This window comes from Kitasatospora sp. NPDC051164, assembly GCF_044455625.1.
Classification (GTDB): domain Bacteria; phylum Actinomycetota; class Actinomycetes; order Streptomycetales; family Streptomycetaceae; genus Kitasatospora.
The window spans coordinates 49,679-73,671 of sequence record NZ_JBITFB010000014.1; the positions used below are offsets into that span (position 1 = coordinate 49,679).

Genomic DNA, 23,993 nt, shown 5'->3' on the forward strand with positions numbered 1-23,993 from the left:
GGGGTGGCCGGTCCTTTCAGCCGGGTGCGGGCGGCGGATCAGATGCTGAACTTGATGTGGTCGATGCCGGTCAGTGCGACGGTCTGAAGGGAGGTGGCCCGCGAGCCGCCGTCGGTGAAGTAGTCGTCCCTCAGCCCGTCGGCCACGATCTGGGCGAGGTCTTCCTCCGAGGCGCCGGCCTCTTTGGCTTCGAAGAGGGCTGCGGCGGTGGCGGCGTCCAGGCGGCGGGTGAGGCGGCGGTAGCGGGGGTCGTTGGTGGTGCCCTTGGGGGACTTGAACCCGAATTTCCCTCTCACGTCGACTTTGATGCCGCCGGTGGTGACGGCGGCCTGGAGCTTCTTCGCCTTGACGATCGGCTGCCAGAGCTGCTTGACCGTGGCCTCGATTAGGGCGGCGGTCTCGGGCTTCGCGGCCTTGATCTCGTCGTCGCGGTAGCGCTCGACGGTGCGCTGGGATTTGCCGATCTTCTCGGCGACCGCGCGGGCGGCCTCGGCGCGGCTGACGCCCTTCTCCTGCTTGAGCAGGAAGCGGATCCGCGCGCCGAGCGTCTTGGGGATCGGCTGGGAGTAGGCGGTCTCGGCGGCCTCTTCCAGGCGGTCTTCGATCAGTCCCACGGTCAGTCAGCTTCCCTACGGTTCAGGCCACGCGGACGAGCGAGGCGTCCTTGATTTCGTTGGCGATGTTCACTCCGTCGGCGAGCAGGTCCAGTGCCCAGGCGATGGTCTGGCTTCCCTGGTGCTTGACGGAGCCCGGGTTGACGCCGAGGCGGAAGCCGCCGCGGATCGGCTCGCCGTCGGGGCCGAGCAGGATTGGCAGCGGCGACAGGCCGTCGATCGCGTAGACGACGCAGTCGTTGTTGACGGCGAGTGGGTACCGGCCCGCGGTGGTGAGGCTCTGCATCTTGCGGTGCATGTTGGTGCGCGCCTTCGACAGGATCATGGCGCGGATGTCGGGTCGCCACGTCAGCCGCTTCAGGGCCGGCCACGGGTCGCCGAAGACGTGGTCGAGGCCGAGGTTGGGGCGCTGGCGCAGCTTGCCGATCCCGGACTTGGCGGTGGCCTTGATGGCGTTCGCCAGCGTCACCAGGAGCGGGTCGCCGTCCTTGTAGTGGGCCATCGCCGCGAGGAAGGCTTCGTCGTCGAGGTCCGTGGTGACGCCGAGGTCGGCCATCACGGTCAGGTAGGCGTCTCGGAGGGTGTTGTACCAGGGCTGGAGGTAGGGGCTGTGGGTCTCTCGGACCCATGCCTCCATCGGGCGGACGTCGGCGCCGAATTCGACGGCGTAGGCGACGGTGGGGGTGGCGTACCAGGCGGGTCCCTCGGGGCGCTCGCCGCTGGAGGTGAAGGGGCTGGGCAGGCGCGGGTCGGTCTCGATGTGGGAGAGGTCGAGGTACCAGGAGCCGGGCAGGTCGGGGTCGAAGGACGGGTTGCGGGGGTAGTGGATGGCCGGGCCGGTGCCGACGTGGAGGCGCCGGCAGGCGGCGAGGAAGGCCACCTGCACGTCGAGGGCGGCGACGTGGGTGCGGGCCCGTTCGTCGTCGGTGATGAGTTCGGCGGGGCGGACCCAGATGCAGGCTTCCTCGTCGAGGGCCTCGCTGGCGGGCCGGGAGCCTTCCTCGGGGTAGTCAGCGACGACGACGGGGTGTTCGTCGGGGGCCTCGCACGGGGCGGGGTCGACGACGGTGTGAAGGGTGTGGGGCACCTTCGCCGAGACGTACTTGTTCTCCTTCTCGCTCCACTCGGCCTTGGTGGGCGGGCGCAGCGAGGTCATGAGCTGTTCGCCGGTGACGGCGAGGGTGCCGCGGGGGGTGATGACCAGGCGGGCGTAGGTGCCGAGCATCCTGGCGAGTTCACCGGCGGGCAGGTCACCGGCCTTGCCCCAGGCGCGGGTCTCCAGCGCGCCCCAGGGCACGAGGGCGAGCTGGACGCAGTGGCGCTTTCCGTCGAGGCGCTTGAAGATCCTGGTCCAGGGGCCGAAGCCGGACTTGGTGAGTTCCCAGCCTGCCTTCGTGATGTTCTTGACGATCTTGTCGTCGGCCGGCAGGCGCAGGTCCTCCTGGTCTGCGAGGTTGGTGGGCAGGCCGAAGTGGGCCACGGCCCCTTCGGTGAGGATGATCAGCGGGTCCTGGTGGAACCCGTTGTCGTGGAGCTTGGCTGCCCCCAGGCGGATCTTCTTCTTGTCCAGCGCCCACGCGGCCAAGGCCTGGAGCGTCTTGGCCGGGCACGGCATGGTGCGGCCGTCGACAAGGTGTGCGGTCAGGGCGCCGTCGGTGATGTCGAGGACGGCCAGCGGACCGTCGGCGTACTCGGGGGCCACCGCCTTCACGGCCGGCTTCTTCGCCGTCTTGCGGCGGGAGGCCGAACTGGTGGCGGCGCCCGGGCGGCGCGGCACGGCCGGCGGACGAACGGGAGACGCGGGAGCAACAACCGGAAGCGCGACTGCCGGTGCGGCGGTCGGGGGTGCGGCGTCCGCCGAGGGGGCGGGAGCCGGTGCGAGGGCAGCGGGCACGGGGGCGGCCGTCTCGGCTGCGGTCGGCAGGACGGGCTCGGCCGGGGCAGTGGGCTGCGTGCCGCAGCGGGGCACGCCCATGGCGGCCATGGCTTGGAGGTAGATGTGGCGGGGCTGGCCTGCGACGAGGCATGACGTCGGCTTGCCGCAGCGGACACAGGGGCGGGTGACGTCCTCGGGCAGGTAGGTCCCGGAGCCGGGCGCGTCGTACTCGGGGTACTCGTCCTGCGCCGCCGTGTTGTCGAGGGCGGGGCTCTGGTCGGTGTCCGGCCAGGCGAGTTCGGGCGGGTCCTCGATGTCGTAGTCGAACAGGGGAGGCTGCGCCTCCTCCGCGGCGGCCGCCGGCTGCGGCACAAGCGCGGCATCGGGCACGGGCACCGGAGCGGTGGCGCCGCTCGTCGCTGCGGCGCGAGCGAGCTCGTCGGCGAAGTAGGCGAGGAGCCGGGCGTAGAGCTGCCCCTTCTCTCCCCGCGGGGTGCGGGGTGGATCCGATTCCCAGGTCCACACGGTCTCGCGGCGCACGCTGGTCGCCTTGCCCATCTGCGTCACGGTCCAGCCGAACTCCTCCCGGAGCCTGACACGTGCGGCCGGGTCCGGCAGCGGCGGCACGGGGCCGTCGAGCGGGATCCGTGCGAGTACCGCCATTACCGGGTCGGTTGCCGGGTCCACTTCCACCTCCACCCCAAGAAACAGAATCTAACGCGAATCTAACGTACTCGCACCGGTCGGCGATTGCAAGTTCTGTTCACATTTCAATGTGCATTATGGTTATTGCTTGTTCTTGTTTCAAGATGTAAGTTGATGGCTTGTTGAGAGGGGCCGCCGCCGGTGGCGGGCGCGCCCCCACACAGGGTCGGCACACACCGAGCCCACCCCCGGCCGAGCTGGGAGCCCCGTTCCTGTCCGGCAAGACACCTGAGGAGTACGACAGCCATGGCCTTTCCCTCTCGGCACGTTCTGCCCCCTGAGCCCGGGGAGCCTGCCGCGCCCGGGTCGCGGATCACCGTGGAGGCCGGCGACATCCTGATGCGACGAGGTCTCAACGATCACGCCCGCTCGGCCCAGGTGAACGTGATCGAGGCCGCCAAGGCGCTGGAGGACTTCCGCCTCGGCCGCGGCGCCGCGCTGGAGCGCGCTGAGATCCTCGCCCGCCGGGCCGTCACGACCTTCCAGGAGCGCACCGGCGAGCACGACGAGGCCGCTTGGCAGGCCGTCGTGGTCTACATGGTGGAGCTGTGGGCGAGCCGCTACACCGCGGGCCGCCCGGCCGCCTTCGACCCGGCCCCGGCCCCGCCGTCCCTGTTCACCCCGGTGCACCCGTTGCGGCTGGAGACGGTCAGCCGCGATGCCCACGACCACGTCCTCGGCGCCGGCCGGTCGCTGGAGCGGGCGGCGCGCGGCGTGGACACGATCGACATCGCCCGCGCACAGCACGGCATGCACGAAGCCGCCTGGCTGCTTCATGACCAACTCGACGGTCTGTCCATGCCGCTGTGGGTGCTCATCAGCCGGTTCTGCGCCGAGATCCACGCGGAGAACCTCCGCATTCTGAAGACGCCCGCCCCGGGCGCCTTCGCCTGAACCTCTTCTCCCCTTCACCGGGCGCACGCCAGCTGCCCGGCACTACCCCTTCCCCACCAGCCAGGAGTTCACCATGAGCATCACCTCGTCCGCCGTCGGCCCCGTCCGGGCCGGGCAGCTGTGGCAGGACATGGCCCCCGACATGGTCGACCGCAAGCGGATGCTGCGCGTGGTCGCCGTGGGCGCGACACACGCCGACTGCGTGGTCGAGCGCGACAACAGGCCGGGCGCGGCCGGCCGCAAGGCGCGTCCGCTGGCACTGAGGCGCTTCGCGACGAGCGCCTTCACCCTGATCGAGGACGGCGTCGACGACGCCGACCAGCTCGTCTACGCCCGCTTCCTGGCGGCGATCACGGGCGTGCAGGGCGGCAGCCCGTCGCCCGTGGAGTACGCGACCGCGGCAATGCGCGTACACAAGGAGCTCACCGCCGAGGCAGCGAAAGGCCAGGACTGACCCGGCCCTCGGCACCCGCCTATCCGGCCGCGCGGCGGCCGCCCGAGGGTGGCCGCCGGTCCCGCACCCCGCTAACCCACGGCCTCGTGGCCGATTCGTGTGATCGCTGATGGAAGGAAGCAGAGAAGAGATGGCGTTGTCGGCGAAGACCGGGGCCGCCAGGGCCCCGGACACCGCGTCCGGAGACGAGGTGTTGCGGTCCGGTGAGATCGTGGCCGTGGAAGGCTGGCCGGGCGAGTGGGAGCTGATGGAGCCCGGTCCGGGCGTGTGGACCGTGGAGTCTGCGCGGCTCGAGGACCGGGTGAGCGCGCAGGCTGCGGTGAGCGCGCTGCAGCGTCTGGGTGACGCTCCCCACGTGCGGCGGGGCGACCTGGTGATGCAGTCCTACCCCGAGCAGGAGCGTGCCGCAGTGGTCGGCGCCGTGTTCCGGCTGGGCCAGTGGGTGGCGGTGAAGTCGTACACGCTGCCCGACGGCAGGGTCTGGCGCACGATGGACGCGGTCGACCGGCTGGAGGTGGTCACGCCGGAGCAGCTGACCGCGGCCGTCCGGCTGGAGGTCGTCCACGGCACGCACCGGGGCCGGATCGTGCAGGCGGTCGTGTCCTCGCGCGCCGGGCAGTTCCGCGTGGTGTGCCGGTGTGCGCCGGGTGCCGGCGAGATCTGCCGAGACGGCCGCAAGGTCACCTGGTGCCCCAGCCTGAACAGCGCCCGAGACCTGTGGGACTGGCACGTCCACCAGTGATAGTGAGTGCGTACTCACCCGGCGGTCAGGCGGGGATGGTTGAGCTTTGCGATGGCGTGGGCGTAGGCCATCTCGATGAGCTCGTGCCGCGCGGGTGCCTGCTCGGTGAGTTCGCGCAGCCGCTGGGCGTGGGGGCGGGGGTAGCGGACGTCGGTGCTGAGGGTGCCGTGGCGGATGATCCACCCGGGGCTCGGCGACGCGCCTTCGTGCAGGGGGAGGAGTTCGAACTCCCATCCGATCAACTCGTCGTTCGCGTCGCTGCGTACCTCCGTCCAGCCCACGATGATCGTCCCGGCGGGGCCGGAAGCGGCCACCTTCTCCCGGGCAGCGGCGACGGTCAGAAGGGTCATCTCCGGTTGCAGCGGGCGGGGTTCCTGGCCAGGTCATGCTATCCACACGGATCCGCCTGCCTCCTGCGTTGTCCGAATCCCGGTGGCCGCCGCACAGATGGAACCACCCTTTGACCGGACACAGGAATCCTCGGCCTCACCGGGACGAGAATGGCGGCCATGTCACTCTCCCTGGCCCGCTGCGTCGAAGCGGTTGCCCGCTTGCTGGATGCCTGCGGCCCGCTGGAACCGATCCGGCTGTGCATGAGCGAGGCGGACGTGCAGGCGGAAGTATGCGCGTGCGGGCCGGCTGCCTCGGCGAGCATGGCGCGGCTGGCAGCAGCGTGCGGCGAGGCGGCCGACCCTCCGGCCAACCGTGACGGTGGACCTGGAGGAGGAGCTGGTCCTGGTGGCCGCCGTGGACACACCGGTGCGCGGCGCCGTGCCAGGGGGACGGCTGACGTCGACGGCGGCAGCGGCCGAACTGCTGCGCACCCTGGTCCCGTGGACGGCCGGACTGGACCAGGAGCGGTTGCCGGGGGCGCAGTTGTGGGTGGAGGACGACGGCCGGGGCTTCACGGTCCGGCTGCTGGCGACAGCCGCGAGCGGTGACGACGTGGACAGGGTCACCGCTGCCGCCGGCGCAGGGCTGGAGCGGATCCGGACCCGGCGCACCGACAGCGGACTGGACGGGCAGGGGTGCCTCCCGTGCGGCCGGACCGTCCACCTCGGGATCGTCCCTCTCTCCTGACCACCGGAGTCGGCTGATGTCCCCGTCCGGTGTGCGGTGCGCAGCAGGCGGCTCCGGCTGAGGATCCGCTCCACTGGCCGGCCCGCGCTCTCCCGCGCGGGATGAGGACGCCGAGGCCCTGGCCCATGCCCCGCGTGAGGCGTGTGGAGCGGCGGGCCGGCGTGGTGGTGGCCTGCTTCCCCTGAGGGCGGGACTGCACGAACTCCCGACCCATCCGAGGTTGTTGCGTATTATCGTTTTCATATGTAATGTTGTTCGTGTTGAGGGCGCCGCTTCCCTCCGACCCACACCACCTGGAGCCGCACCGCAGCTCCCCCATGCCCCCTTCCGGAGAACTCCCATGTCCGAAGCCGAAGTCGTCCGCACCGTCATAGCCCGGCTCGTCGCCCAGGTCGACGAGACCCAGACGCAGCTCATCCACGAACTCGCCCGCCAGGCCGGCTACCTGTGGCGCTGCGGCAACCCGGCCTGCCCCGACTACAACGACCGGGGCCGGCGCTACTGCCAGGGCTGCGGCTGGGGCCGCAAGGGCAAGCCGGTCGGCGACGTCCACCCGTGCATGTACACCGAACGCCGGTGGACCAGGCTGCGCCGCGCGCTCCTCAAGCACTACGCCCCCGATGCCCCGATGCCCGACGCCGTGGTCTTCGACTACTGGGGCGGGCCCGGCTGGCGCGGCGCCGAGGCATCCGAGATGTACGGCGGCATGACCGAAGCGATCACCGACGGCTTCCGCGACCGCGCCCGCTTCGAGGACATCGCCGCCGCGCTCGACTCCCTCACCAAGTGGTCGGAGCCGAGCTATGGCGAGCACATCCGCGTCGTCCTGGCCCCCTGAACCCCGCCGCCCGCCGGGGCCCGGCGAGCAACCGCCGGGCCCTGGGGCCGCAGAGAGCGAAGCCGCCGTGTCCACTCTGCTGATCGGCTGCTGGTCCAAGGACCGCGCCACCCTCAGCGTCACCGCTTCCCACCAGGTCTCCGACGGGGACCAGGCCGCCATCGACGCCCTCACCCGGCCCGCGTTCGCCCAAGGCGCGAACTGGGCGTGCGAGTTCGACGTCGACGCACATCGGCGCGCCGTGCAGCGCGCGTACGAGGAGTACGCCCGCGAAGACGGCGCCTGGGTCGACGACACCGTCGAGCACTACGAGCCCGACGCCTACTGACCTCCCCACCACCGGGCGGCCTTGCACCCCGGGCCGCCCGGCCCCCTCCCTCTCCCGCGCTTCCGCATCCGAAGGACTCCCGCATGCTCGACCACACCGAATTCGAATGGGTCCCCGCCGACGCCACACCGGTCCTGCTCTACCCCGGCTTCACCTCCGACGACGCGCTCGTCGAGCCTGGCGAGATCACCGCAGCCGTCTACAACGGCAGCGACGGCATCGCCCTCTACGGCAACCGCGACAAGGTGCTCGCCCTCCTCCTCCGGCTCGCCGACGCCGTCCGCAACGCCCCGCCCGTCCCCACCACGGAGGCGTGCATCGCGGCCTCGACCGACCCCTCCACCTGGAAGCCGGGCCCCCTCACCGAAGCGCTGGCCCCGATCACCAGGGCCTGGCCCCTGTGCGACTCCGAGACCCCCCAGCCCATTGCGGCCGACCCCCGCCTGGCCACCTGTTCCGACTGCGTCGACGCCTTCAACGAACGCGGGCCGCTGACCCCCCTCCGACTCGTCCACTTCCTCCCCGACCAGCCCTGACCCACCACGAAGGGGACTTCCGTGAACGACTCCAAGCCCGCCCGCCGTCCGAAGCCCCTGCCCGAGATCGGCTCCACCTACGCCGAGCGCAGCGACCTGTGGCGCCACCACATCCTCGGCGCACGCCAGGTGCATGTCTGGACCGTCACCAGCCACATCGACGGCCGCGTTGCCTTCAACGGCCACACCGAGCCGACGTTCTCCGCCTACTGGATCGGCAAGCACCTGATGCGCTGCGAACCCGACGGCTCCCCCACCGACCCCACGTACGTGGAGCGCGAACGCGCCCGCCTCCAGGACATGGAGAGAGAGCACGCCGCCCTTCCCCCGCTCGACCAGGTCATCAACGAACTGATCGCCGCCAAGCTCCGGCCCTCCTGACCACACCCCCTACCGGTGCCGGGCCCCAAAGGGGCCCGGCACCCCGACCCGAGGCACCCATGAACACTCCCCATGACGCAGCCGGCTCCCTCTACGAAGCCCTCATCGCCGAAGCCCAGCAGTGGGCGTGCGACGACACCGAGGACCAGAAGGTGCTCGACGCGATCGACCACGCACCCACCCCGCACGACACGCTCGCGCTGCTGCAGAACTCCAACCTCGTCCCCTCCCACCTGTCCTCGGCCATCGCCGACGCCCTCCTCGCACTCGACCCCGCCACCTACTCCCCCACGCCGACACCCCCAGGAACCCCCATGCCAGGCCCCGAACTCCACCGCGTCCGCGACGCCTCGATCACCGTGGTCGACGCCTCCCCCGAGGACAACACCCCCAGCGACGTCTACGAGATCCAGGTCTTCGGCGTCAGCATCCTCATCCGCCGACGCGCCCAGTGGGGCCCCGCTACCGACGTCCCCTACATCCACATCGAGGACCAGCGCGACGAGGTCGGCCTGCTGCTCGTCGAAATGAACAACAGCGGCGAACACGAGCACCGCCCCGGCGCCGGGGGGACCGCAGCATGACCCCCGACCGCGCCTACGCCACCGCACGCCAGCTGATCGACCCCGACGCCGACTACACCGTCCACGTCCGCACCGACACCGGCTGGACGCAGCCCGCCGACCCCGACCACCGGGAACTGCCCGGCCTGGACGTCCTCCTGGCCGCCCGCCGACTCCTGCGTGCCCAGCCCCCGGGCCGCATCAGCAGTACCCATCCCGACACCCTGGACATGCACTCCGGCGACGACCGGTTCTGGCTGCGCTTCGTCGCCACCCCCGCCGAGGAGAACCCGGCTCACGCCGAGCCGGCCACCGACGGCCGGCCACCGGACGGGCTGTGGCGGCTGCTCGGCCTCTCAGGATCCTCACTCGTGCCGGTCACCCGCTGCGATCTCACCGATTCCGACCTGGTGACCCTGGCCCGCACCTGCCTCACCCTCAACCAGGCCCACCCGCTTCCCCAGCAGGGCGTGACGCCCGAAGTGGCGCTACTTCTGGAGCGCCTCGCGACCAGCCTGGACGCCCTCGACAACGGCGTTTCCGGCGCCTCGGACATCGACGACGTCTTCCGCCGCACCGAGCTGCTCGCCCTCGCCGAGGCGGCACTCGGCCTGTACCGGACCCACGCAGACCCCGACGACCTCCTCGGCCGCCCCGAAGTTCTCCTCCTGGCCCATCTCGCCTACGACGACACCCCGCCCTGACCTACTTCCCCGCACCACGAAAGCCCGGTCCGCGCTGAGCAGCGCGGACCGGGCTCTCTGTCTGCCGCTCGGATCACCGATTCAAATTCCCGGGGCTCAGGCACTGAAGCGCTTCTTCTGCCGCCCAGCCGCTTCGAGTCGGTCGCGTACCTGCGCCGCACCGGCCTCGGCGGCCTCTTCGCCGCGCGGACCCGTACGTGCCCTGTGGCCGGGGCATGCCCCGGCAGGGCCGGTTCAGTCCTGGCGCGGGATCCAGCCCGGGGCGGGGTCGGCCGGCGTGGTGAGGACGTGGGCGAGGTTGTCGGCCGTGGTGTAGGGGACGCGGGAGTCGGTGACGAACGCGGCGGGCTCCACAGCGCGGGTCACCATCAACGGCAGCACCTGCCAGGGCTGCTCGGGAGCGGCCCGGCAGGCCGCCGCGGCTTGTGCGGGGAAGGCGGCGATGGTGGCCGTCTTGGCCAGGAGCTTGTCGCGGTAGCGGGTCGTGAAGCGCTGGATGTGCTGGAGGACGGCGTGCGGTGCCACGGCGGATACCGGGTTCTTGGCCTCGATGACCCATAGCCTCCCGCGGTCCGGGTCGGCGATCAGCAGGTCGACTTCCCCGGTCAGACCGGGGATGCCGAGGGATGCGGCGGTCTTCTCCAGCAGGCGGAAGCGGTGGGGCAGCCCTGCCTGCTGGGCGATCTCCTTGAGGTCGCTCTCCAGGAGTTCGTCGAGCTGCTGACGGTGGCGGAGCAGGGCCTTCCCGACGGGATCGGGAACATCCGGACGGGGCAGTCGTCCTTCGTCGATGTAGCCGGCGTAGAGCTCTTGGGCGGCGTGGACGAGCCAGGGAAGGACGAGCAGCCGGTCCCCGGCGGCGATCAGGGGGTGGGTCATGGGGCGGGTGCGCCGCTCGACCTCGGTGTAGGGATGCGCCCCGGCGGAGGCCGCGTTGCCCGGGTGCAGGGTCAGCCGCTCGGTGGCGGCGCTCAGCTCCTCCTCGGGCAGGCTCGACCAGGCGCCGGCTTCCCGTACGAGGTTTTCGGCCGTGACGGCGGTAGTGCCTTGCGGGCCGGTGGGCCAGTCGGCGGCGGTGGCCAGCACGGCGCCCAGGGCGGCCAGGCCGCAGTTCCAGTGCTGGTGCAGCAGCCGGTCGGCTTGGGCGAGGTGGCTGCGCGGCGGCAGGTCCGCCGGGGCATACTCCGTCGCCGTGCGGATGCCTGGGCCGGCCAGGACGGTGGCGGCGTGGAGAGGTTCGGGATCCGCAACTGAGGCCCGGGTGACGCGGTGCTGCTGGCGGGCGCTTTGGTAGGCGTGGGCGTCGAAGCCGAGGTGGGCGGCGAGTTCGGCGTCCGTCCGCTCGCTGTCGGCCAGGTCGGGGGTGTCGGTGAGGGTGAAGACGCCGCTGGGGTGGATCTGCAGTTCGAGGTCGTGCAGGCGGCGGGCGGCGGCGACCGCAGTTGTGCCGCAGTGGCGTACGAGCTCGGCCAGGGCGACGAGCTCGGCGACCGCGATCGTGTCGACGGGCTGGTCGCCGGCGGGCGGGGTGGTGATCGCCTGTTGGAGGAGGAGTTGCAGTGCGGACGTTGCGTTGGCGCCGTCGCTCTGGCGCCGACCTGCCTCCTCGATCCAGTTCACCGCCCACGGCGCCGTCAGGTTCGCCGCGGCCTCGGCCTCGCCGCGCGTGCGGTTGGACCAAGCGGCGTTCAGGTGGCGGGCCAACTCGTCGACCAGGCCGGGTTGGTGTGCGCGGATCTGCTCGGCGAGCTGATCCTCCAGCGCGTGGAGCAGTTGCTCTGCGGGACCGCCCCGGGCGTAGGCCTGGGCGCCGCTCCACGTGCCGGCCGGGATCCCGGCGCGGCGGATGGCCGCGGCCGCGGTGCGCAGGGCGCGGGCGTGCAGGTGGGGCGAGCGCGGGAGGGTGTAGGCGGGGGCGGTGGCGGGCCAGGAATTGGCGGCGCCGCTCAGGCGCAGGACCGGGTGGGCTGCGTCCCAGTCCGTCAGGTAGGCCTCCTCGTCGGTGCCCGGGCCGGCGCCGCGGGCCCGGCGGATCTGGCCGAGCAGGTGGTGCATCACTTGGCCGACGATGTGGTGTCCGTGGCGGCCGTCGCCGGTGAACGCGGCCAGCAGCGGCGGGTCGATGTCCAGGCCGATGCGGGCGCGGTCCGGATCGGCGCCGACGTGCAACAGCAGCGGCTCCCCCGCTTCCGGGGCACCGTCCGGTTCGGTGCTCTCGCCGGCCGTTGCCGGGTGCTGGTGGGGCTCGGCGCTTGCGGTCAGCTCGATGACAATGGGGGCGCCGTCGGGGAGGGTGGCGTGGTCGGCGACCGTCGGGCAGGTGACCAGGGTGGTGCGCAGGGCGTCCGCCAGGCCGGTCATCGCGCTCGGGTCGAGGAAGGTGTCCGTGCCGGGGCGGACGGTGGCGAGGACCACGAGCGGTGGGAGCGTGGAGACGTGCACGATCATCTGACCGGTTGAGGTGGGGTGGACGAGGTCGGCGTGCGTGCCCGCGGCGTCCAGGTCGGGCTTGATGAGGCGGGCGAAGCGCCAGTGGAGCGATTCGGGCAGGTCGGCGGCGGCCAGCACCTCGTCGGTGGCCGCCCACGCCGCGGCCCGGCCCCAGGACACGTCGTGTTCGGCCGGCGAGACGGCGGCGACCTCGTCGCGGTACGGGCCCGGCGGCAGCAGCGTCGCCTCGTGCCGCCAGGCCGTCCACGCGTCCAGCACGTCGCGGTAGAAGACGCCGTGCACGCCAGGGTGTTCGGTGAGCTCCAGGACGAACAGGGCCAGCACGGACAGGTCGCCTTCGGCATCGGCGAGGGTCTCGGCGAGTTCCTCGGTGTGCAGATAGAGGGTGTCCTCGATCAGCTCCGGGCCCAGGAGCCGCGGACCGCCGTAGACGACCAACCGGCCCCGCCCCGTAGCCAACTCAGCAAGGACGGCCCGAGCTTCCTCGATCCGGCCCGGCAAGGTGCCCTCGGTCAGTGCACTGACGATTGCGATGTCGTAGCGGTCGGCCGGTGCGGACAGCACGCACACCCGGCCGGGCCGGGCCGGGACTTCTTCCATGCCCAGCAGCTGCGCGGTGCGGGATACGACGAGGTCCTGCAACCGCTCCTCGGCGGCCTCCAATGCCGAGGCGGGAACAGCCGCCAGCAGGCGGCCGGCGGCCGGGGCGAGGGCATCGATCGCCGCGCAGGCCGGCACCGCTACCCGCCGGCCGTGCGCGGTGACCGCCAGGACCGGCCCGAGCAGCGGCGCCTGCGGGTCGTAGCGCAGCGGAAGCGCCTCGATCGGTTCGGTCAGCCAGTCCAGCGCCCGCGCGGCGTTTGCCGGCTGCCCGCACACGGCGGTGACCGCGTCCAGGTCCGTCCCGGCCAGCAAACAGGCGGCGCCAGCCTCACCTTCGGTGAGCGCGCACACGACCCGCGGGTCCTCGTCCGACGCAGCAGCCGGCCACGCCGGGGACACCGCAGAGAGAGCGTGATCACTCAGGCGCAGCGCGAGCTCGATAACGTCGCTCAGGCCGAACCCCACCGCTGCGCGCGCCGGTTCATCGACGGCCATCGCGGTCAGCTGCAGACTGCGCAGAACCAGAAGAGGGTGCGCGAGCTGGCCAGGATGGACCAGCAACCGATCCCCCGCCGGCATGGCGAACCGGACCTGGCCCCGAACGTCGCTGGGAACCCGGTCGGTCACCACTCCCCGCCCGGGCGCCGCCCGCCCGGCGGCCTCGACCAGCCCCGGCAGGACCGCCGCGGTCGCAGCCGCACCGGTGCGCGCGGGCGTTCGCAGGGTGCGGGTCCACAGCAGCAGAAGATGGTCGTGGAGGCGGGAGCAGCCCGGAGACGCCAGCGCAGCCTGGAGCAGCACCGCAAGCGAATCGGTGGAGAAGGCGGCCAGCGCCCGGTCGATGGTCTTCCACTGCACCCGTCGCTGCTGAGCGGCGGTGAGAGGACTGCGTGCCATGGTGCGTTCCGTCCGTACGTCTCCGGTGACTCGAGGGCTCAGCCTGACAGCCAACACGACGCCTACGCGCCGGTTTCGGCGTACTGATCAACAGGACGCGGCGGGTCGTGGACTTCTCGCCCGGTGGCGTGGGGCGGCGATCTACCATGCCAACGGAGAGATGTAGGCCTCCCGCTGTTACCCGCGTGTGCGGGGATGCGCCCGCCTCGGCAGCGGGCTTCCCCACGCGCGCCCGGGGCTTCCGACGCCCACCCTGGAGCCCCACGATGTCCAGTCCTCCGCCGTCCCCGTCGGCAGCAGCACATCCCCTGTCTCCGAGCAGGCCCGCCGTACCCTGGACGCCCTCGCCGGCCGCCTGCCGAGCGCATCGCCGTCACTGCATACGGTGAAGAGCAGGAGCTGCCACTGAGCTGTTCACGTATTCACACACTTCCACGCACGCACACACGCGTACACTCTCACTGACGCTTTTGACCTGCGATTTTACTGCCAGCGCGCCCAAAATGTCTCAGCTCGAGAAGCAGGCACTGGAGTCGCCGCGAGGAAGCGCAAGAAGATCACCATCCCTCAAAGAGCCGAGATTCACTAATTCACACACTTCCACGCACGCACACGTGCACACGGGCGTAATCGCGCTCACCCTTACTCTCGATCCTTCACTCCCTCTTGTCTTCGAACTCCCTTCCTCGCTTCCATATACGCTTGCTCCAGCTCACTCGACTCTCTCTACTTACTTGCTTAACCTCGTTCTTGCTTCGCCTCTCACGTCTTTACGCTGACCCATACGCACTTCCACCTCTACTTTCTGTTTTGCGTCACTTCCTGCAACCACGCTTGCAAGCGCTCGTTCACCCATCCGTCCGCTCTCTTCTTCGGACGCTCCCTCTTTGGCCCTCACGTCCATTTGGCTCTACCCACCCTCGGGCACTCTCTCGCTCGCCGTCACCACAGCTCTACGTCTCATACACCTCTCCGGGCGTACTTTCTTTGCTGCGCGCTTGCTTCCGATCTTGCGAACGTCCTTCGCTGCTTACGCTTGTGCGTTCGGTCTCCACCGCCTACTTCAATCCGCACCCCCTATCGAACGCCCTGACGCCCGTGCTTAGGTCGACTCGCGCGCGCTTACGGCCGTACTGCGGCCACGCGCCCCCCACAGTCAGAAGCGCTGGCGCACTCTCGCAGACGCCTTCTTCTTTGCGGGCTTTCGTCAACGCCTCATTCCGGTACCGCGCACGAGCCGACGCGCGCCCGAACTCCGCCTGCTACGCGCCTTCACTGCGATCTGCTGGCGCACCCACCCTTGGACGCTCGTCCCGTCATGAGCAGTCACCCCCAGGCGGCAACCGCCACGGTCAGACGCAAGCCCTACATCCGCTACCTCAAGCCCCGCGCAGGACCACGCTGACGAACTCACTCGCTGCCGCGCCTGAACACGCACGAGCGGCGTCCCCTGCACAACCATGTGCGCCCCCGGTCGCCCCGGCCCGGTCGACCCAACGCACGCCGAGCCGCGCTTCCGGGCAGCCGTCCCATCGCACTGATGCCAGCTCACGCGGGCCCTACCGCGGTCATGCCGTCCTGCGTTGATGCGTCCCGGCCCGCGGCCTCGCACCTCCACTTGACGCCCTAGGCCCGCACGCGGAGACGCAGCGCTGGCAGCGGCGCCGGCACTCGAGGCAACCAAGACTGGACACATATCGCGCAAAACGCGCTATAACGCGTCACCGGGAAGGGAGTTCGAGACTGACAGATTCGATGCCTCAGTCGAACGAGTACCGTCGACACGCTGTTTGACCCGGTACTGCAAGGGATGCGACTCCCCGGCTGTTAATCTTGCGACCGTCGCAGTGAATCTGACAGTCCCAACCCCCAACAGACGTCGACAGTGCCCCAGGACAGCGAGCAACCAGGGCGAGGTAGGGGAGAGGGAGGAAGGCACCCATGAAGGTCATCATCCTCGCCAGCCAAAAGGGTGGAGTGGGTAAAACCACGACAACCGCGAATATCGGTGCAAGTCTCGCCAGCGGTGGAGCTCGCGTCGGCATGATCGACCTCGAACTCCAGGGCCAGCTCGGCGTCTCCCTTGGCGCGTTCGCCCGCAAGCCGCAGGACATCGGCAGCGCGCTGATCGACTACATCGACGCCCTCGACTCCGACGACCTCGGAGCGATGCCGCCACTGCACAGCCGCATGGTCGACCGAAGCGTCCTCCTCAAGGAGTTCGAGAAGCCTGGGACTCTGAGCGTCATCGGATCGGTCATGAACGTCACCGACCGTGCCCGAACCGAGGTAGCAAAGCGCGGCTGGGAGGCCATCTCCAGTCTGAGAGATCTGCTCGTGACGGTGGAGGACGAGTTCGACTTCATCCTCGTCGACACCCCACCGTCCGCGGACGCTTTGTCCTCGGTAGCTCTTGCCGCCGGCGACTTCGTCATCGCCGTGTGCAACCCGCGCCTCGCAACCGCCGATGGAGCCCGCGTGGTGCGGAACAACGTTGCGAAGGTCCCCGAGAGGACCGAGGGAAAGTGTCAGCCTGTCTTCCTCGGCACGGTGATCAACGAAGCACAGCCGCCTTCCAAGCGAACCGATGAGGCTGACGCTGTCGACACGTACCTCCAGAAGCACGAGCTCGCGCCCTTCAGCAAGCAGATCCGAACGAGCCCCCAAATCTCTGCTTCGTATGGAATCAGCCGACCCATCGTGATTGATGAGCCGAGCTATGCGGCAAGCGGCTGGTACGAGGACCTCACCGTCGAGATCCTCGCTCGTATGAAGGGCTCGACGACGTGAGCACCGTTCCTGATGACCAGGTGGAGGCACAGGAAGGCACAGGGAAGCGGCCGGCCGAGGCTGGAGCGAGCCCGAAGCGGAGGAGAGGGAAATCCCGATCTTTCGATTTCACCGCCATCGAGCACGTAGGCAACGATGCCACCGAGGGTGGCTTCCTTGGCGACGACGCAGCCGAATCTGAACGCCGTGGCAACTCCGAGTCGACCGCCTCGCTTCCGCGAGCACCCGAACCGCCGGCCCCCTCAGACGAGGACCCCGCTCGGGATCTGCGGGCTGTCAAAATCGACGAACCTCCTGCGGGGGAGCGGGTGGCAGTAGAAGCCACCCGCACCTTGCCTCCAGATCACGCCTCGAACGCGGTGTCTCTTCCCAATCAGGCTGCTGGGGCAGAGGCGGAAGATCCGCCAGAGGAGCAGCTGGCCGAACAGGAGAAGGGAACCGACCCGCCCATCGTCGAGGCGCCCGCGTCGGCCGCTCCAGAGACGATCTCCACAGAAGAGGGCACTCGTCCCAGTGGGCCGGCCGCACGGCCACGCCGCAATGACGGGCCAGGGTTTTCCGCTGCCTCGGCGGAGCCGACTCTAAGGCCGAGGCGAAAGAAGGCAGGCAGCCCAGGCCCCGTTCAAGCGACCGTCCTTCAGTCGTTCATCAAGCACCGCACCGAACGAAACTGGGTGACTTGGTCTGGCCGAATCGAGGGCGAGACCAAGGCCCGGCTCCTGGACAAGGCTGACGACGACGCAGCAAGCTCGAAGCGCAACCTCATGCCCGGCCACTATCTCGATGCGGCCCTGCGAAAGATCAGCGAGCTGAGCCCTGAAGAGCTCGCGTCGCTCGCCAACGAGTGGCTGATCGAGAGGTGGTCAGGCGAGCACCCGCCGGGCGTGAGCATTCAAGCCGGTGTTTCCCCGGACATGTCCGAGTTCCTCAAAGGACTCAAGCGCACGATGCGTGGCCAACGGGGTGCCGGGAGCGGAGGAATCATCCTCGACGTCGTCTCAGCAGCCGTCGACCGCTTCCTTGACGAGGTGGACGAGGAAGGCCCATTCCCCTCAGTCCGGTAGAGATCAGCGTGTAGTTGAAGGGCTCGGCCACATCGGCCGGGCCCTTCATTTCCATGTTGATTCACATATTCACCCACTTCCACGCACGCACCCCAGCACGCACCCATACACACGACGTTGCGCGCCTACCGTCGCAGGGCCCACCCGACTCGCCCAAGGGCGGAACTTCGCACCGTGGCACTGTCACGCTCACCGGCATCCCTCTCTGCTCCTGTCACTACCGCGACCGCGACGGCCGCTTGGGGTGATTTGCCCCTAGTTTCGGGCTTTTTGATGGAGCATCAAGCCGCGAGAAAGTACGACGATGCGACACCCGGTGGTTCTGTCATTACCAAAATGCTGGCGATCACGGGGTAGGATGCCGCTAACGGAAAGTGAGGATGGATTGATGAGGACTGCCCCGGGCGGATGGTCACTCAGAGCCCTGGCACAAGAGGCCCATGTACTGCCCAAGGTGGCGCGAGACGCGGCTGACGAGGGCGTGATCGACGCCCACCACATCGTCGAGTCGGACATCGTCCTGGTCCGGCTCTACGGCGCGTTGAAGCGCCTCGTCTGGCCGGAAGAACGTCGGCCGGCCAACAAGGACCAGGGGCTACGGGTCTGGGAGTCAATAACGATCGAGACTGCGCGGGCTGCCCTGCCGGACGAAGTCCAACCAGACACCGGCCTGTTCGTACACCAAACCGGATGTGAACTGGTCACGGGCCCGGGGCCCTACTGCTCCGCCCTCTTCAAACTCGCTTCGGAGCCCTTCTACTACGCACCGCTGGGCCTCTGGTTCACGGAACTTCCATCGAAGCGGCCGGCCAACGAGGTCGCCGGCTCTGCCCGCTAGCAGCGGCTTATGACTTGCACTCAGGGGACGTACGGACTTACCCCCTGATGCGAATGGCCCGGGTGCAGGACCCGGGCCAAATCTGTCGAGGAGGTTAGGCACTACTCAAATTCCAAACTCCACACCGTCACGTGATCGGCTCCTCTACCTCCCCAGGCAGCGCCGGTCCGCGATGGCCGTTGTTCTCCTACCTCCTCGACAGGAGCAGATCATAGCTACCCGTCCGAGGGCTGGTTCAGTCGTGCCCAATGCCGAAACGACGCGGCGCGCCCCGGCCCAACACTCGCTCGACAACCTTGCTGATGAGCGGCAGACCAATGAGCCTCTTCTGCTCTCTCTAGGGATGCGTACGGCTCTTGCCTCCGCAGTTCGGGAGCTGCTTCACGACTCCCGCCTGGCTGGGCAAAGCCCCCTCGTCAAGCTGACCGCCGTCGTCCTGTTGGCGAAAGCTCCCTTGATGTCTGCCGTCGTTGATATGACGGCTCGTGACGTTGGTGGCTGGCTGGGATGCTCGGTCTCGCACGTTGGGCACACGTTGGTGCCCGACGCGAAGAAGTCGGGTTCCATCCTGTGCGCGCCCAAGCGGTCTGCGGAGGGGCGGACCGTCGCGCTGCGCTTTGAGCTTCTCCCGCTGCGGGAAGCGCGCGCTGCTGCTGGTGGGGCGCCGCTCGGGACGCTGACCAAGCGGGAGCTGGCGACACTGTTGCGGTTCTGCGAGGCCGTGACATGCCCGGGATGGGCACCGAAGGACAAGCCCGCGACCTCGGCTGGGTTCATGGCGTCGCGGCGCGAAAGAGGAGCAGCGACGGACCGTCTGGCCATGGTGCTGCTGTGCCTGGAGGCCCGAGCCGACGGTCGGGTACGGATGGCCCCAGGTCGGGTAGCTCAGGGAATCAGGCGAGCCGATGTGACGGTGGCTCGCCTGATGGGTTGCGAGGTCGATGTCGCAGCAGCTGCAGTCGACCGCTTGGTGGCCGCCGGGGACCTCCAGTTGGAGGGGGAGGAGCGCGCTGGCGGTCGCCTTCGGGTGCCAGCCGTCGCAGCCGCGTATGCGCGGCTGCGCAAGGTGTCGCCAACGGAGTCTGCTAGCCGTTCTTCCGTGTTGGCGGATGAGCCGGCGCAGCAGAGTGGGCCGTGCCCACGGTGCGCAGGGACTGAATCTCTCGGGGACGAGATGGTGTTGGCCGGCGATGGGTGGGCTCAAGAGAGCCTGGAAGACATCCTGTCGGCCACCTCCTCCGCCTCCCCTTGTGCATCCGGGGATCAGTCGGCCAGGGATTCGGTAAATGCCCAGGTCAGTAGAGGTCCTCGCGAGCTTTCCGACCCGTCGGCTTCTGCAGACCTCCACGCTGACCACCCACCGGTGGTTACCCAAAGTGGTTCTGGTGCTGCTTCATCTGGCTTTTCCGGCGAAGCCGCATCGGGGTCCTCAACGTTGCCGGACCGCGCGCACGAGCGTGAGACCGAATCCGGGGCGAGGTGGATCGGCGTGGTCGAAGAGGCGGGTGGGCAGGGTGGCCCGCTTCGCGGGGAACAGCAGTCGGATCGAGGGGGTGTTGGGCAGACGGCTCCTGGGCCGGTCGTCGCGAAGCCGGTCCGGTTGCGGTGGTCGTTGCCGCGGGGGCTGGAGCGGGTTCTGGATCCGGTGCGGCTGGAGTGGGCCCGGATCGGGCATGCCGGGGGGCGGACCCGGGTGCGGGTGGCGCTCAAGGCCGAGTTGCGGCGGCTAGCCGGGATCGTGGGCTCGGAGCAGGCGCCGGTGGTGCTGGCCGAGCGGCTGGAGCGGCGGCTGACGGCTCAGCACGGTGAGCCCGTGCGGGAGCCGGTCGGCTGGCTGTTGTCGCGGGGTCTGCCGCAGCGGGCGGAGTGCTACGCGACGGCGTGCGACGACCAGGTGCGAATGGACACCGGGCTGGTGTGCCCGAGCTGTGAATTGCTGATCGGGGACCGGCGGGCGCTGCGGCATCAGGTCGTTCGGGCCGTCGCCGCTGAGCTCCCCGGCCTGGCGCCGGCCGAGGCTCAGGCTGAGGTGGGGCGGCGGTTGAGCCGGGAGGTCGCTCTGCGGGCCGCGCGGGACGCCGTCCGGCGCGAGCATGCCGTGGCGGAGCGGGCGCGCCGCGAGGTGGCCTGGGCGCAGCAGCGCCAGGAACTCACTGAGGCGGAGGCGAGGTTGGCGGCGCGGGCGTGCGAGGAGTGCGGGGTGCCGGAGGCGGCTGGTCTGTGCCTGGTGTGCTCGCAGAACCGCACGGCCCGTGAGGCTGTTGAGCAGGCGGCGCAGGTGGCGGCCGCGGCGAGCGGACCAGTCGAGGACCTGCGCTTGGTGGCGGGTCGGCTGGCCGCGTGCCGGGTCCGGCTGGAGCGCGAAGTGGCCCGGGAAAGCGAGCGGTTGCGGCGCGAGGGGATGCCCGAGGCCGCGGTGGCCTGGGAGGCTCGGACCTTGGCTGAGCAGCTGCTGCGGGAAGAGCGGGCCGCAGCGATGGCCTCTTTGCTGGACACGGAGGAGGCCCGGGCGGAGGCGGACCGGGTCTTCGCCATCGAGCAGGCGCGGCGCAGCGGTGAGCTGCAGGCCCGTGGGGCTGCCGAGCAGGCGCGGCAGCGTTGCGCGGAGTTCCTTCTCGCTCAGCGGCTTGGTCAGGTCCGTGGCGCGGATCGGACGCCGGCGTCCGAGGATGACGGTGGCTGGCGCAGTCGGCTTGCTGCTCTGGCTGCGCGTCCCCTCGACGACGGGGTCCGCGTGCCGCAGCCGGCTTCGGGCGGGTGCCGGGAGGCGGTGAGCGCGGCGTGAGCGGGGGACTGGAGTTGGCCCTGCGGTGCGCTGAGCGGGGGTGGTGGGTGCATCCGCTGTTGCCGGGGTCGAAGCGTCCGGCGGGCAACTGTCGTCGGTGCCGGCCGCCGGCCGGGGCGCGCCCGGCGTGCGGTTTCCCCGATGCGGACGGGTGTGCGTGCCGTGAGGCCGGGCGGTACTGCCACGGGGTGCGTGCGGCAACGCGGGAACGGGAGCTGATCCACCGCTGGTGGAGCGGCCGGGACTTCGGCGTCGGCGTGGCCACGGGGGCCTCGGGCCTGGTGGTGCTCGACCTCGACGACCACGACCGTCCGCCGCCGGAGCAGGCGCTGTTGCTGCCGGGCGTCGACCTGACGCAGCACCCGGACACGGAGCTGGACCGGGTGCGGACCGGGGTGGATGTGCTGGAGCTGCTGTGCCGGGTGCGGCGGGCGGGCAGCTTGCTGGAGGCCCCGGCGACGCTGACCGTGCAGACCCCGTCCGGCGGGATCCACCTGTGGTACCGCGCCGGGGACGCGAGCCGGTACGTGCAGGGCGCGGGGCGGCTCGGCTGGCAGGTCGACGTACGGGCCGGCTGGTCCACCGCGGTCGCTCCCGGCACCGTCACAGCGGCCGGCCGCTACCGGATCGCCGGTCACCAGGACAGCCCGGTACGGCTGCCGCGGTGGGTCGCGCTGGAGCTGGACCGCGTCGGAATGCGACACCGCGACCCGGCTGCCGGGCCGCCCCGCCGCCTCCGGCTTCCCCGCCCCGCCCGGGAGCGCGGCCCCCGGGATGACGCCGCGTATGCTGCCGCGGCGCTGCGCGGCGAGCTCGAGGCGGTGGCATCGGCCCGCGCCGGCCGCAACGACCAGCTCAACCTCTCCGGGTTCAGGCTCGGTCAGCTGGTCAGGGCCGGGCTGCTGGAGCACGACCAGGTCCACCAGGCGCTCACCGACGCCGCCGAGCAGGCCGGGATCGACCCCGGCGAGGCCAAAGCCCAGTCCACCCTCCGCCGCGCACTTCAGGCGGGCATGCGCTCTCCGCGCACCGTCCCGAGCCCGGGAGCACGGTCATGAACCACCCCCTCGCCTCCCGTGCCGCGCTGCCCTCCCCAGCCCGAGAACCCCAACCGTCCGAACCGGCCGGCGAGGGCGGGCCCCGGGAGCCCCGGCCCGCCGAGCGGGAGCCGAAGCTGTCGCAGGCCGACATCCTGCTGCACCTGGGCATGGACCAGTACCACCTGGTGCGCCACGATCAGACCGCGTACGCCGTCCCCGTCGACGGGCCGCCCATCGCCCGCCCGCTGCGCGCCAAGGGCGGCTTCGGCGGCACCGGCTCCCTGCGCCAACTCCTCAACCGGGCCTACGTCCTGCGCACCGGACGATCCCCGTCCCAGGGCTGCCTGACCGACGCGATCGCCTCCATGGACGCCCTCGCCCTGGACGCCGAGGAACAGCCGGTCTGCCTGCGGATCGCCCCCGACCCGGCTGACGACCAGGCGACCTGGCTCGACCTGGGCCGCTCCGACGGGCGCAGCGTGCTCATCGAGCCGGGCACCTGGTCGGTGACCACTCCGCCCGTCGGCGAGGGCCCGCTGTGGCGGCGCACCCGGCTGACCGGCGAACTCCCGCTGCCCGAACGCGATCCGGGCGGCTGGCAGGAAGGCCTTGGGCTGCTGCGCGAGCTGTCCGCGCTGGCTGAGCCGTCCTGGCGGATGGCGGTCGCGTGGCTGCTGGCCGGGCTGCGACCCGACATGCCGCGCCCCATCGCCTACTTCAACGGGGAGCGCGGCACCGCCAAGACCACCTCCGCCCGGCAACTGCTGCGCGTACTCGACGGGATCCGCGCCGAGGTCCGCAACGTCCCCCGCAGTGAGGACGACGGCGCGGTGGCCGCCTCGGCCGGGTGGACCATGGGCCTGGACAACCTCGCCGGCATCCCCCAGTGGCTGTCGGACTTCCTGTGCCGGGCGGTCACCGGCGCCTCGGTCGCCAAGCGGGAGGTGTACACCGACGACGACGTCACCTCCTGGGCCTACCAGCGCCCCGTCCTGCTGACCGGCATCGACGTCGGCGCCCTCCAGCCCGACCTCGCCGAACGCCTGCTGCCCTTCACCCTGGAAGCCATCGACCCCAAGGCCCGGCGCAGCGAGCACGACCTGTGGCGCAGCTACCGCGCCGCCCACGGCCGCATCCTCGGCGGCCTGCTCGACCTGGCGGCCGCAGTGTGGGCGAAGCTGCCCGACGCCGCCGACCAACTCGACCAGAAGCCGCGGATGGCCGACTGGGCCGAGCTGCTGTGGGCTCTGGACCAGGTCACCGGCTGGGACACCCTGAACACCTACACCGGCTCCCAGGACGCAGTGACCGACGACGTCATCGACGCCGACCCGGTCGCCACCGCCCTCACTCGCTGGTCCGCCACCGGCAGCACCGAGTGGCGGGCTACCACCGGCCAGATCGACGAGGTTCTGCGGCCGCCCGGGCCCATCCCGGACACCTGGCCCAAGAGCACCGCCCTGCTCTCCGCCCGCCTCACCTCCCTCGCACCGGCGCTGCGTCAACGCGGCATCGACATCCGCAAGTTGCCCCGCACCAGCGCCACCCGAGGCTTCCTCATCACCCTTCGTCCGGACTCCGGACCGCCGGCCTGACCCCAGGCTCCCGCCCGGTCGCGAACCAGCCCCCATACCGTCACCGAACCCGCCGCCATCCTCGACGCGCGGGCCTTCAGCACGTCCCGGACCCCCGGGAGAGCGGCCCGCACAGACCGAAGGCGCCCCCTGGGCTGCCACCGCCTACCGACCCCGACGGCCGCGAGCCGGGCCGGTCCCGCGTCGACGGCCGACCAGGCGTCGGCGGACGGCCT

Annotated in this window: 20 protein-coding genes; 16 read left to right on the forward strand and 4 right to left on the reverse strand. The window is 70.5% G+C overall.

Annotation, left to right across the window (positions count from 1 at the left end):
* Nucleotides 1-38 precede the first annotated feature (38 nt).
* A complete protein-coding gene (gene tpg / locus ACIBEC_RS21615; RefSeq protein WP_060880709.1) occupies nt 39-614 on the reverse strand; it encodes a telomere-protecting terminal protein Tpg in 576 nt (191 codons plus the stop codon).
* A gap of 22 nt (nt 615-636) precedes the next feature.
* Nucleotides 637-3,153 (reverse strand): telomere-associated protein Tap, encoded by a 2,517-nt coding sequence (tap, locus tag ACIBEC_RS21620; RefSeq protein ID WP_396288387.1) that lies wholly within the window; start codon nt 3,151-3,153, stop codon nt 637-639.
* A gap of 288 nt (nt 3,154-3,441) precedes the next feature.
* Here tap and ACIBEC_RS21625 point away from each other — a divergent pair, with 288 nt between their 5' ends.
* The 3 genes from ACIBEC_RS21625 to ACIBEC_RS21635 all read left to right on the forward strand — a co-directional run bounded on the left by ACIBEC_RS21625 (nt 3,442) and on the right by ACIBEC_RS21635 (nt 5,285).
* The gene (locus ACIBEC_RS21625) at nt 3,442-4,089 is read left to right on the forward strand and encodes a hypothetical protein (RefSeq protein ID WP_396288389.1); all 648 of its coding nucleotides are present in this window, start codon (nt 3,442-3,444) and stop codon (nt 4,087-4,089) included.
* A 73-nt stretch (nt 4,090-4,162) separates the two neighbouring features.
* Nucleotides 4,163-4,543 (forward strand): DUF6354 family protein, encoded by a 381-nt coding sequence (locus tag ACIBEC_RS21630; RefSeq protein ID WP_396288391.1) that lies wholly within the window; start codon nt 4,163-4,165, stop codon nt 4,541-4,543.
* 130 nt (nt 4,544-4,673) lie between these two features.
* The gene (locus ACIBEC_RS21635) at nt 4,674-5,285 is read left to right on the forward strand and encodes a hypothetical protein (protein WP_396288393.1); all 612 of its coding nucleotides are present in this window, start codon (nt 4,674-4,676) and stop codon (nt 5,283-5,285) included.
* A gap of 14 nt (nt 5,286-5,299) precedes the next feature.
* Here the strand turns inward: ACIBEC_RS21635 and ACIBEC_RS21640 are convergent, their stop codons facing one another.
* The gene (locus tag ACIBEC_RS21640; RefSeq protein WP_396288395.1) at nt 5,300-5,635 is read right to left on the reverse strand and encodes a hypothetical protein; all 336 of its coding nucleotides are present in this window, start codon (nt 5,633-5,635) and stop codon (nt 5,300-5,302) included.
* A gap of 355 nt (nt 5,636-5,990) precedes the next feature.
* Here ACIBEC_RS21640 and ACIBEC_RS21645 point away from each other — a divergent pair, with 355 nt between their 5' ends.
* The 7 genes from ACIBEC_RS21645 (at nt 5,991) to ACIBEC_RS21675 (ending at nt 9,715) form a co-directional block, all read left to right on the forward strand.
* Nucleotides 5,991-6,365 carry a hypothetical protein gene (locus ACIBEC_RS21645; RefSeq protein ID WP_396288396.1) on the forward strand — a complete coding sequence of 125 codons (375 nt, stop codon included), beginning with the start codon at nt 5,991-5,993 and terminating at the stop codon, nt 6,363-6,365.
* Between the two features lie 340 nt (nt 6,366-6,705).
* The gene (locus ACIBEC_RS21650; RefSeq protein WP_396288398.1) at nt 6,706-7,203 is read left to right on the forward strand and encodes a hypothetical protein; all 498 of its coding nucleotides are present in this window, start codon (nt 6,706-6,708) and stop codon (nt 7,201-7,203) included.
* A 67-nt stretch (nt 7,204-7,270) separates the two neighbouring features.
* A complete protein-coding gene (locus tag ACIBEC_RS21655; RefSeq protein WP_396288400.1) occupies nt 7,271-7,531 on the forward strand; it encodes a hypothetical protein in 261 nt (86 codons plus the stop codon).
* Nucleotides 7,532-7,614: 83 nt separating this feature from the next.
* A complete protein-coding gene (locus ACIBEC_RS21660; RefSeq protein ID WP_396288402.1) occupies nt 7,615-8,067 on the forward strand; it encodes a hypothetical protein in 453 nt (150 codons plus the stop codon).
* A 21-nt stretch (nt 8,068-8,088) separates the two neighbouring features.
* The gene (locus ACIBEC_RS21665) at nt 8,089-8,448 is read left to right on the forward strand and encodes a hypothetical protein (protein ID WP_396288403.1); all 360 of its coding nucleotides are present in this window, start codon (nt 8,089-8,091) and stop codon (nt 8,446-8,448) included.
* Between the two features lie 59 nt (nt 8,449-8,507).
* The gene (locus ACIBEC_RS21670; RefSeq protein WP_396288404.1) at nt 8,508-9,032 is read left to right on the forward strand and encodes a hypothetical protein; all 525 of its coding nucleotides are present in this window, start codon (nt 8,508-8,510) and stop codon (nt 9,030-9,032) included.
* On the forward strand, nt 9,029-9,715 hold the full coding sequence (locus ACIBEC_RS21675) for a hypothetical protein (RefSeq protein ID WP_396288406.1): 687 nt from the start codon (nt 9,029-9,031) through the stop codon (nt 9,713-9,715). The genes ACIBEC_RS21670 and ACIBEC_RS21675 overlap by 4 nt, the downstream gene beginning before the upstream one ends.
* Nucleotides 9,716-9,949: 234 nt before the next feature.
* Here the strand turns inward: ACIBEC_RS21675 and ACIBEC_RS21680 are convergent, their stop codons facing one another.
* Complete coding sequence (locus ACIBEC_RS21680) at nt 9,950-13,666, reverse strand: hypothetical protein (protein WP_396288407.1); 3,717 nt, start codon at nt 13,664-13,666, stop codon at nt 9,950-9,952.
* Nucleotides 13,667-15,607: 1,941 nt separating this feature from the next.
* Between ACIBEC_RS21680 and ACIBEC_RS21685 the strand changes: the two genes are divergently transcribed.
* From ACIBEC_RS21685 to ACIBEC_RS21710, 6 genes are all read left to right on the forward strand, one after another.
* Nucleotides 15,608-16,456 carry a ParA family protein gene (locus ACIBEC_RS21685; RefSeq protein ID WP_396288409.1) on the forward strand — a complete coding sequence of 283 codons (849 nt, stop codon included), beginning with the start codon at nt 15,608-15,610 and terminating at the stop codon, nt 16,454-16,456.
* A complete protein-coding gene (locus ACIBEC_RS21690; protein WP_396288411.1) occupies nt 16,453-17,520 on the forward strand; it encodes a hypothetical protein in 1,068 nt (355 codons plus the stop codon). Before ACIBEC_RS21685 ends, ACIBEC_RS21690 begins: the two co-directional genes overlap by 4 nt.
* A gap of 454 nt (nt 17,521-17,974) precedes the next feature.
* Nucleotides 17,975-18,358, forward strand: coding sequence for a hypothetical protein (locus tag ACIBEC_RS21695; RefSeq protein WP_396288413.1), 384 nt, complete (start codon nt 17,975-17,977; stop codon nt 18,356-18,358).
* Between the two features lie 1,699 nt (nt 18,359-20,057).
* Nucleotides 20,058-21,143, forward strand: coding sequence for a hypothetical protein (locus ACIBEC_RS21700; RefSeq protein WP_396288415.1), 1,086 nt, complete (start codon nt 20,058-20,060; stop codon nt 21,141-21,143).
* A complete protein-coding gene (locus ACIBEC_RS21705) occupies nt 21,140-22,201 on the forward strand; it encodes a bifunctional DNA primase/polymerase (RefSeq protein ID WP_396288417.1) in 1,062 nt (353 codons plus the stop codon). Before ACIBEC_RS21700 ends, ACIBEC_RS21705 begins: the two co-directional genes overlap by 4 nt.
* Complete coding sequence (locus ACIBEC_RS21710) at nt 22,198-23,778, forward strand: hypothetical protein (RefSeq protein WP_396288419.1); 1,581 nt, start codon at nt 22,198-22,200, stop codon at nt 23,776-23,778. The genes ACIBEC_RS21705 and ACIBEC_RS21710 overlap by 4 nt, the downstream gene beginning before the upstream one ends.
* Nucleotides 23,779-23,993 lie beyond the last annotated feature (215 nt).

Coding starts and splice junctions, on each gene's coding strand:
- ACIBEC_RS21635 (WP_396288393.1), top strand. CDS start 4,674: ATGGCGTTGTCGGCGAAGACCGGGGCCGCCAGGGCCCCGGACACCGCG.
- tap (WP_396288387.1), bottom strand. CDS start 3,153: ATGGCGGTACTCGCACGGATCCCGCTCGACGGCCCCGTGCCGCCGCTG.
- ACIBEC_RS21670 (WP_396288404.1), top strand. CDS start 8,508: ATGAACACTCCCCATGACGCAGCCGGCTCCCTCTACGAAGCCCTCATC.
- ACIBEC_RS21640 (WP_396288395.1), bottom strand. CDS start 5,635: ATGACCCTTCTGACCGTCGCCGCTGCCCGGGAGAAGGTGGCCGCTTCC.
- ACIBEC_RS21680 (WP_396288407.1), bottom strand. CDS start 13,666: ATGGCACGCAGTCCTCTCACCGCCGCTCAGCAGCGACGGGTGCAGTGG.
- ACIBEC_RS21650 (WP_396288398.1), top strand. CDS start 6,706: ATGTCCGAAGCCGAAGTCGTCCGCACCGTCATAGCCCGGCTCGTCGCC.
- ACIBEC_RS21630 (WP_396288391.1), top strand. CDS start 4,163: ATGAGCATCACCTCGTCCGCCGTCGGCCCCGTCCGGGCCGGGCAGCTG.
- ACIBEC_RS21710 (WP_396288419.1), top strand. CDS start 22,198: ATGAACCACCCCCTCGCCTCCCGTGCCGCGCTGCCCTCCCCAGCCCGA.
- ACIBEC_RS21675 (WP_396288406.1), top strand. CDS start 9,029: ATGACCCCCGACCGCGCCTACGCCACCGCACGCCAGCTGATCGACCCC.
- ACIBEC_RS21660 (WP_396288402.1), top strand. CDS start 7,615: ATGCTCGACCACACCGAATTCGAATGGGTCCCCGCCGACGCCACACCG.
- ACIBEC_RS21625 (WP_396288389.1), top strand. CDS start 3,442: ATGGCCTTTCCCTCTCGGCACGTTCTGCCCCCTGAGCCCGGGGAGCCT.
- ACIBEC_RS21685 (WP_396288409.1), top strand. CDS start 15,608: ATGAAGGTCATCATCCTCGCCAGCCAAAAGGGTGGAGTGGGTAAAACC.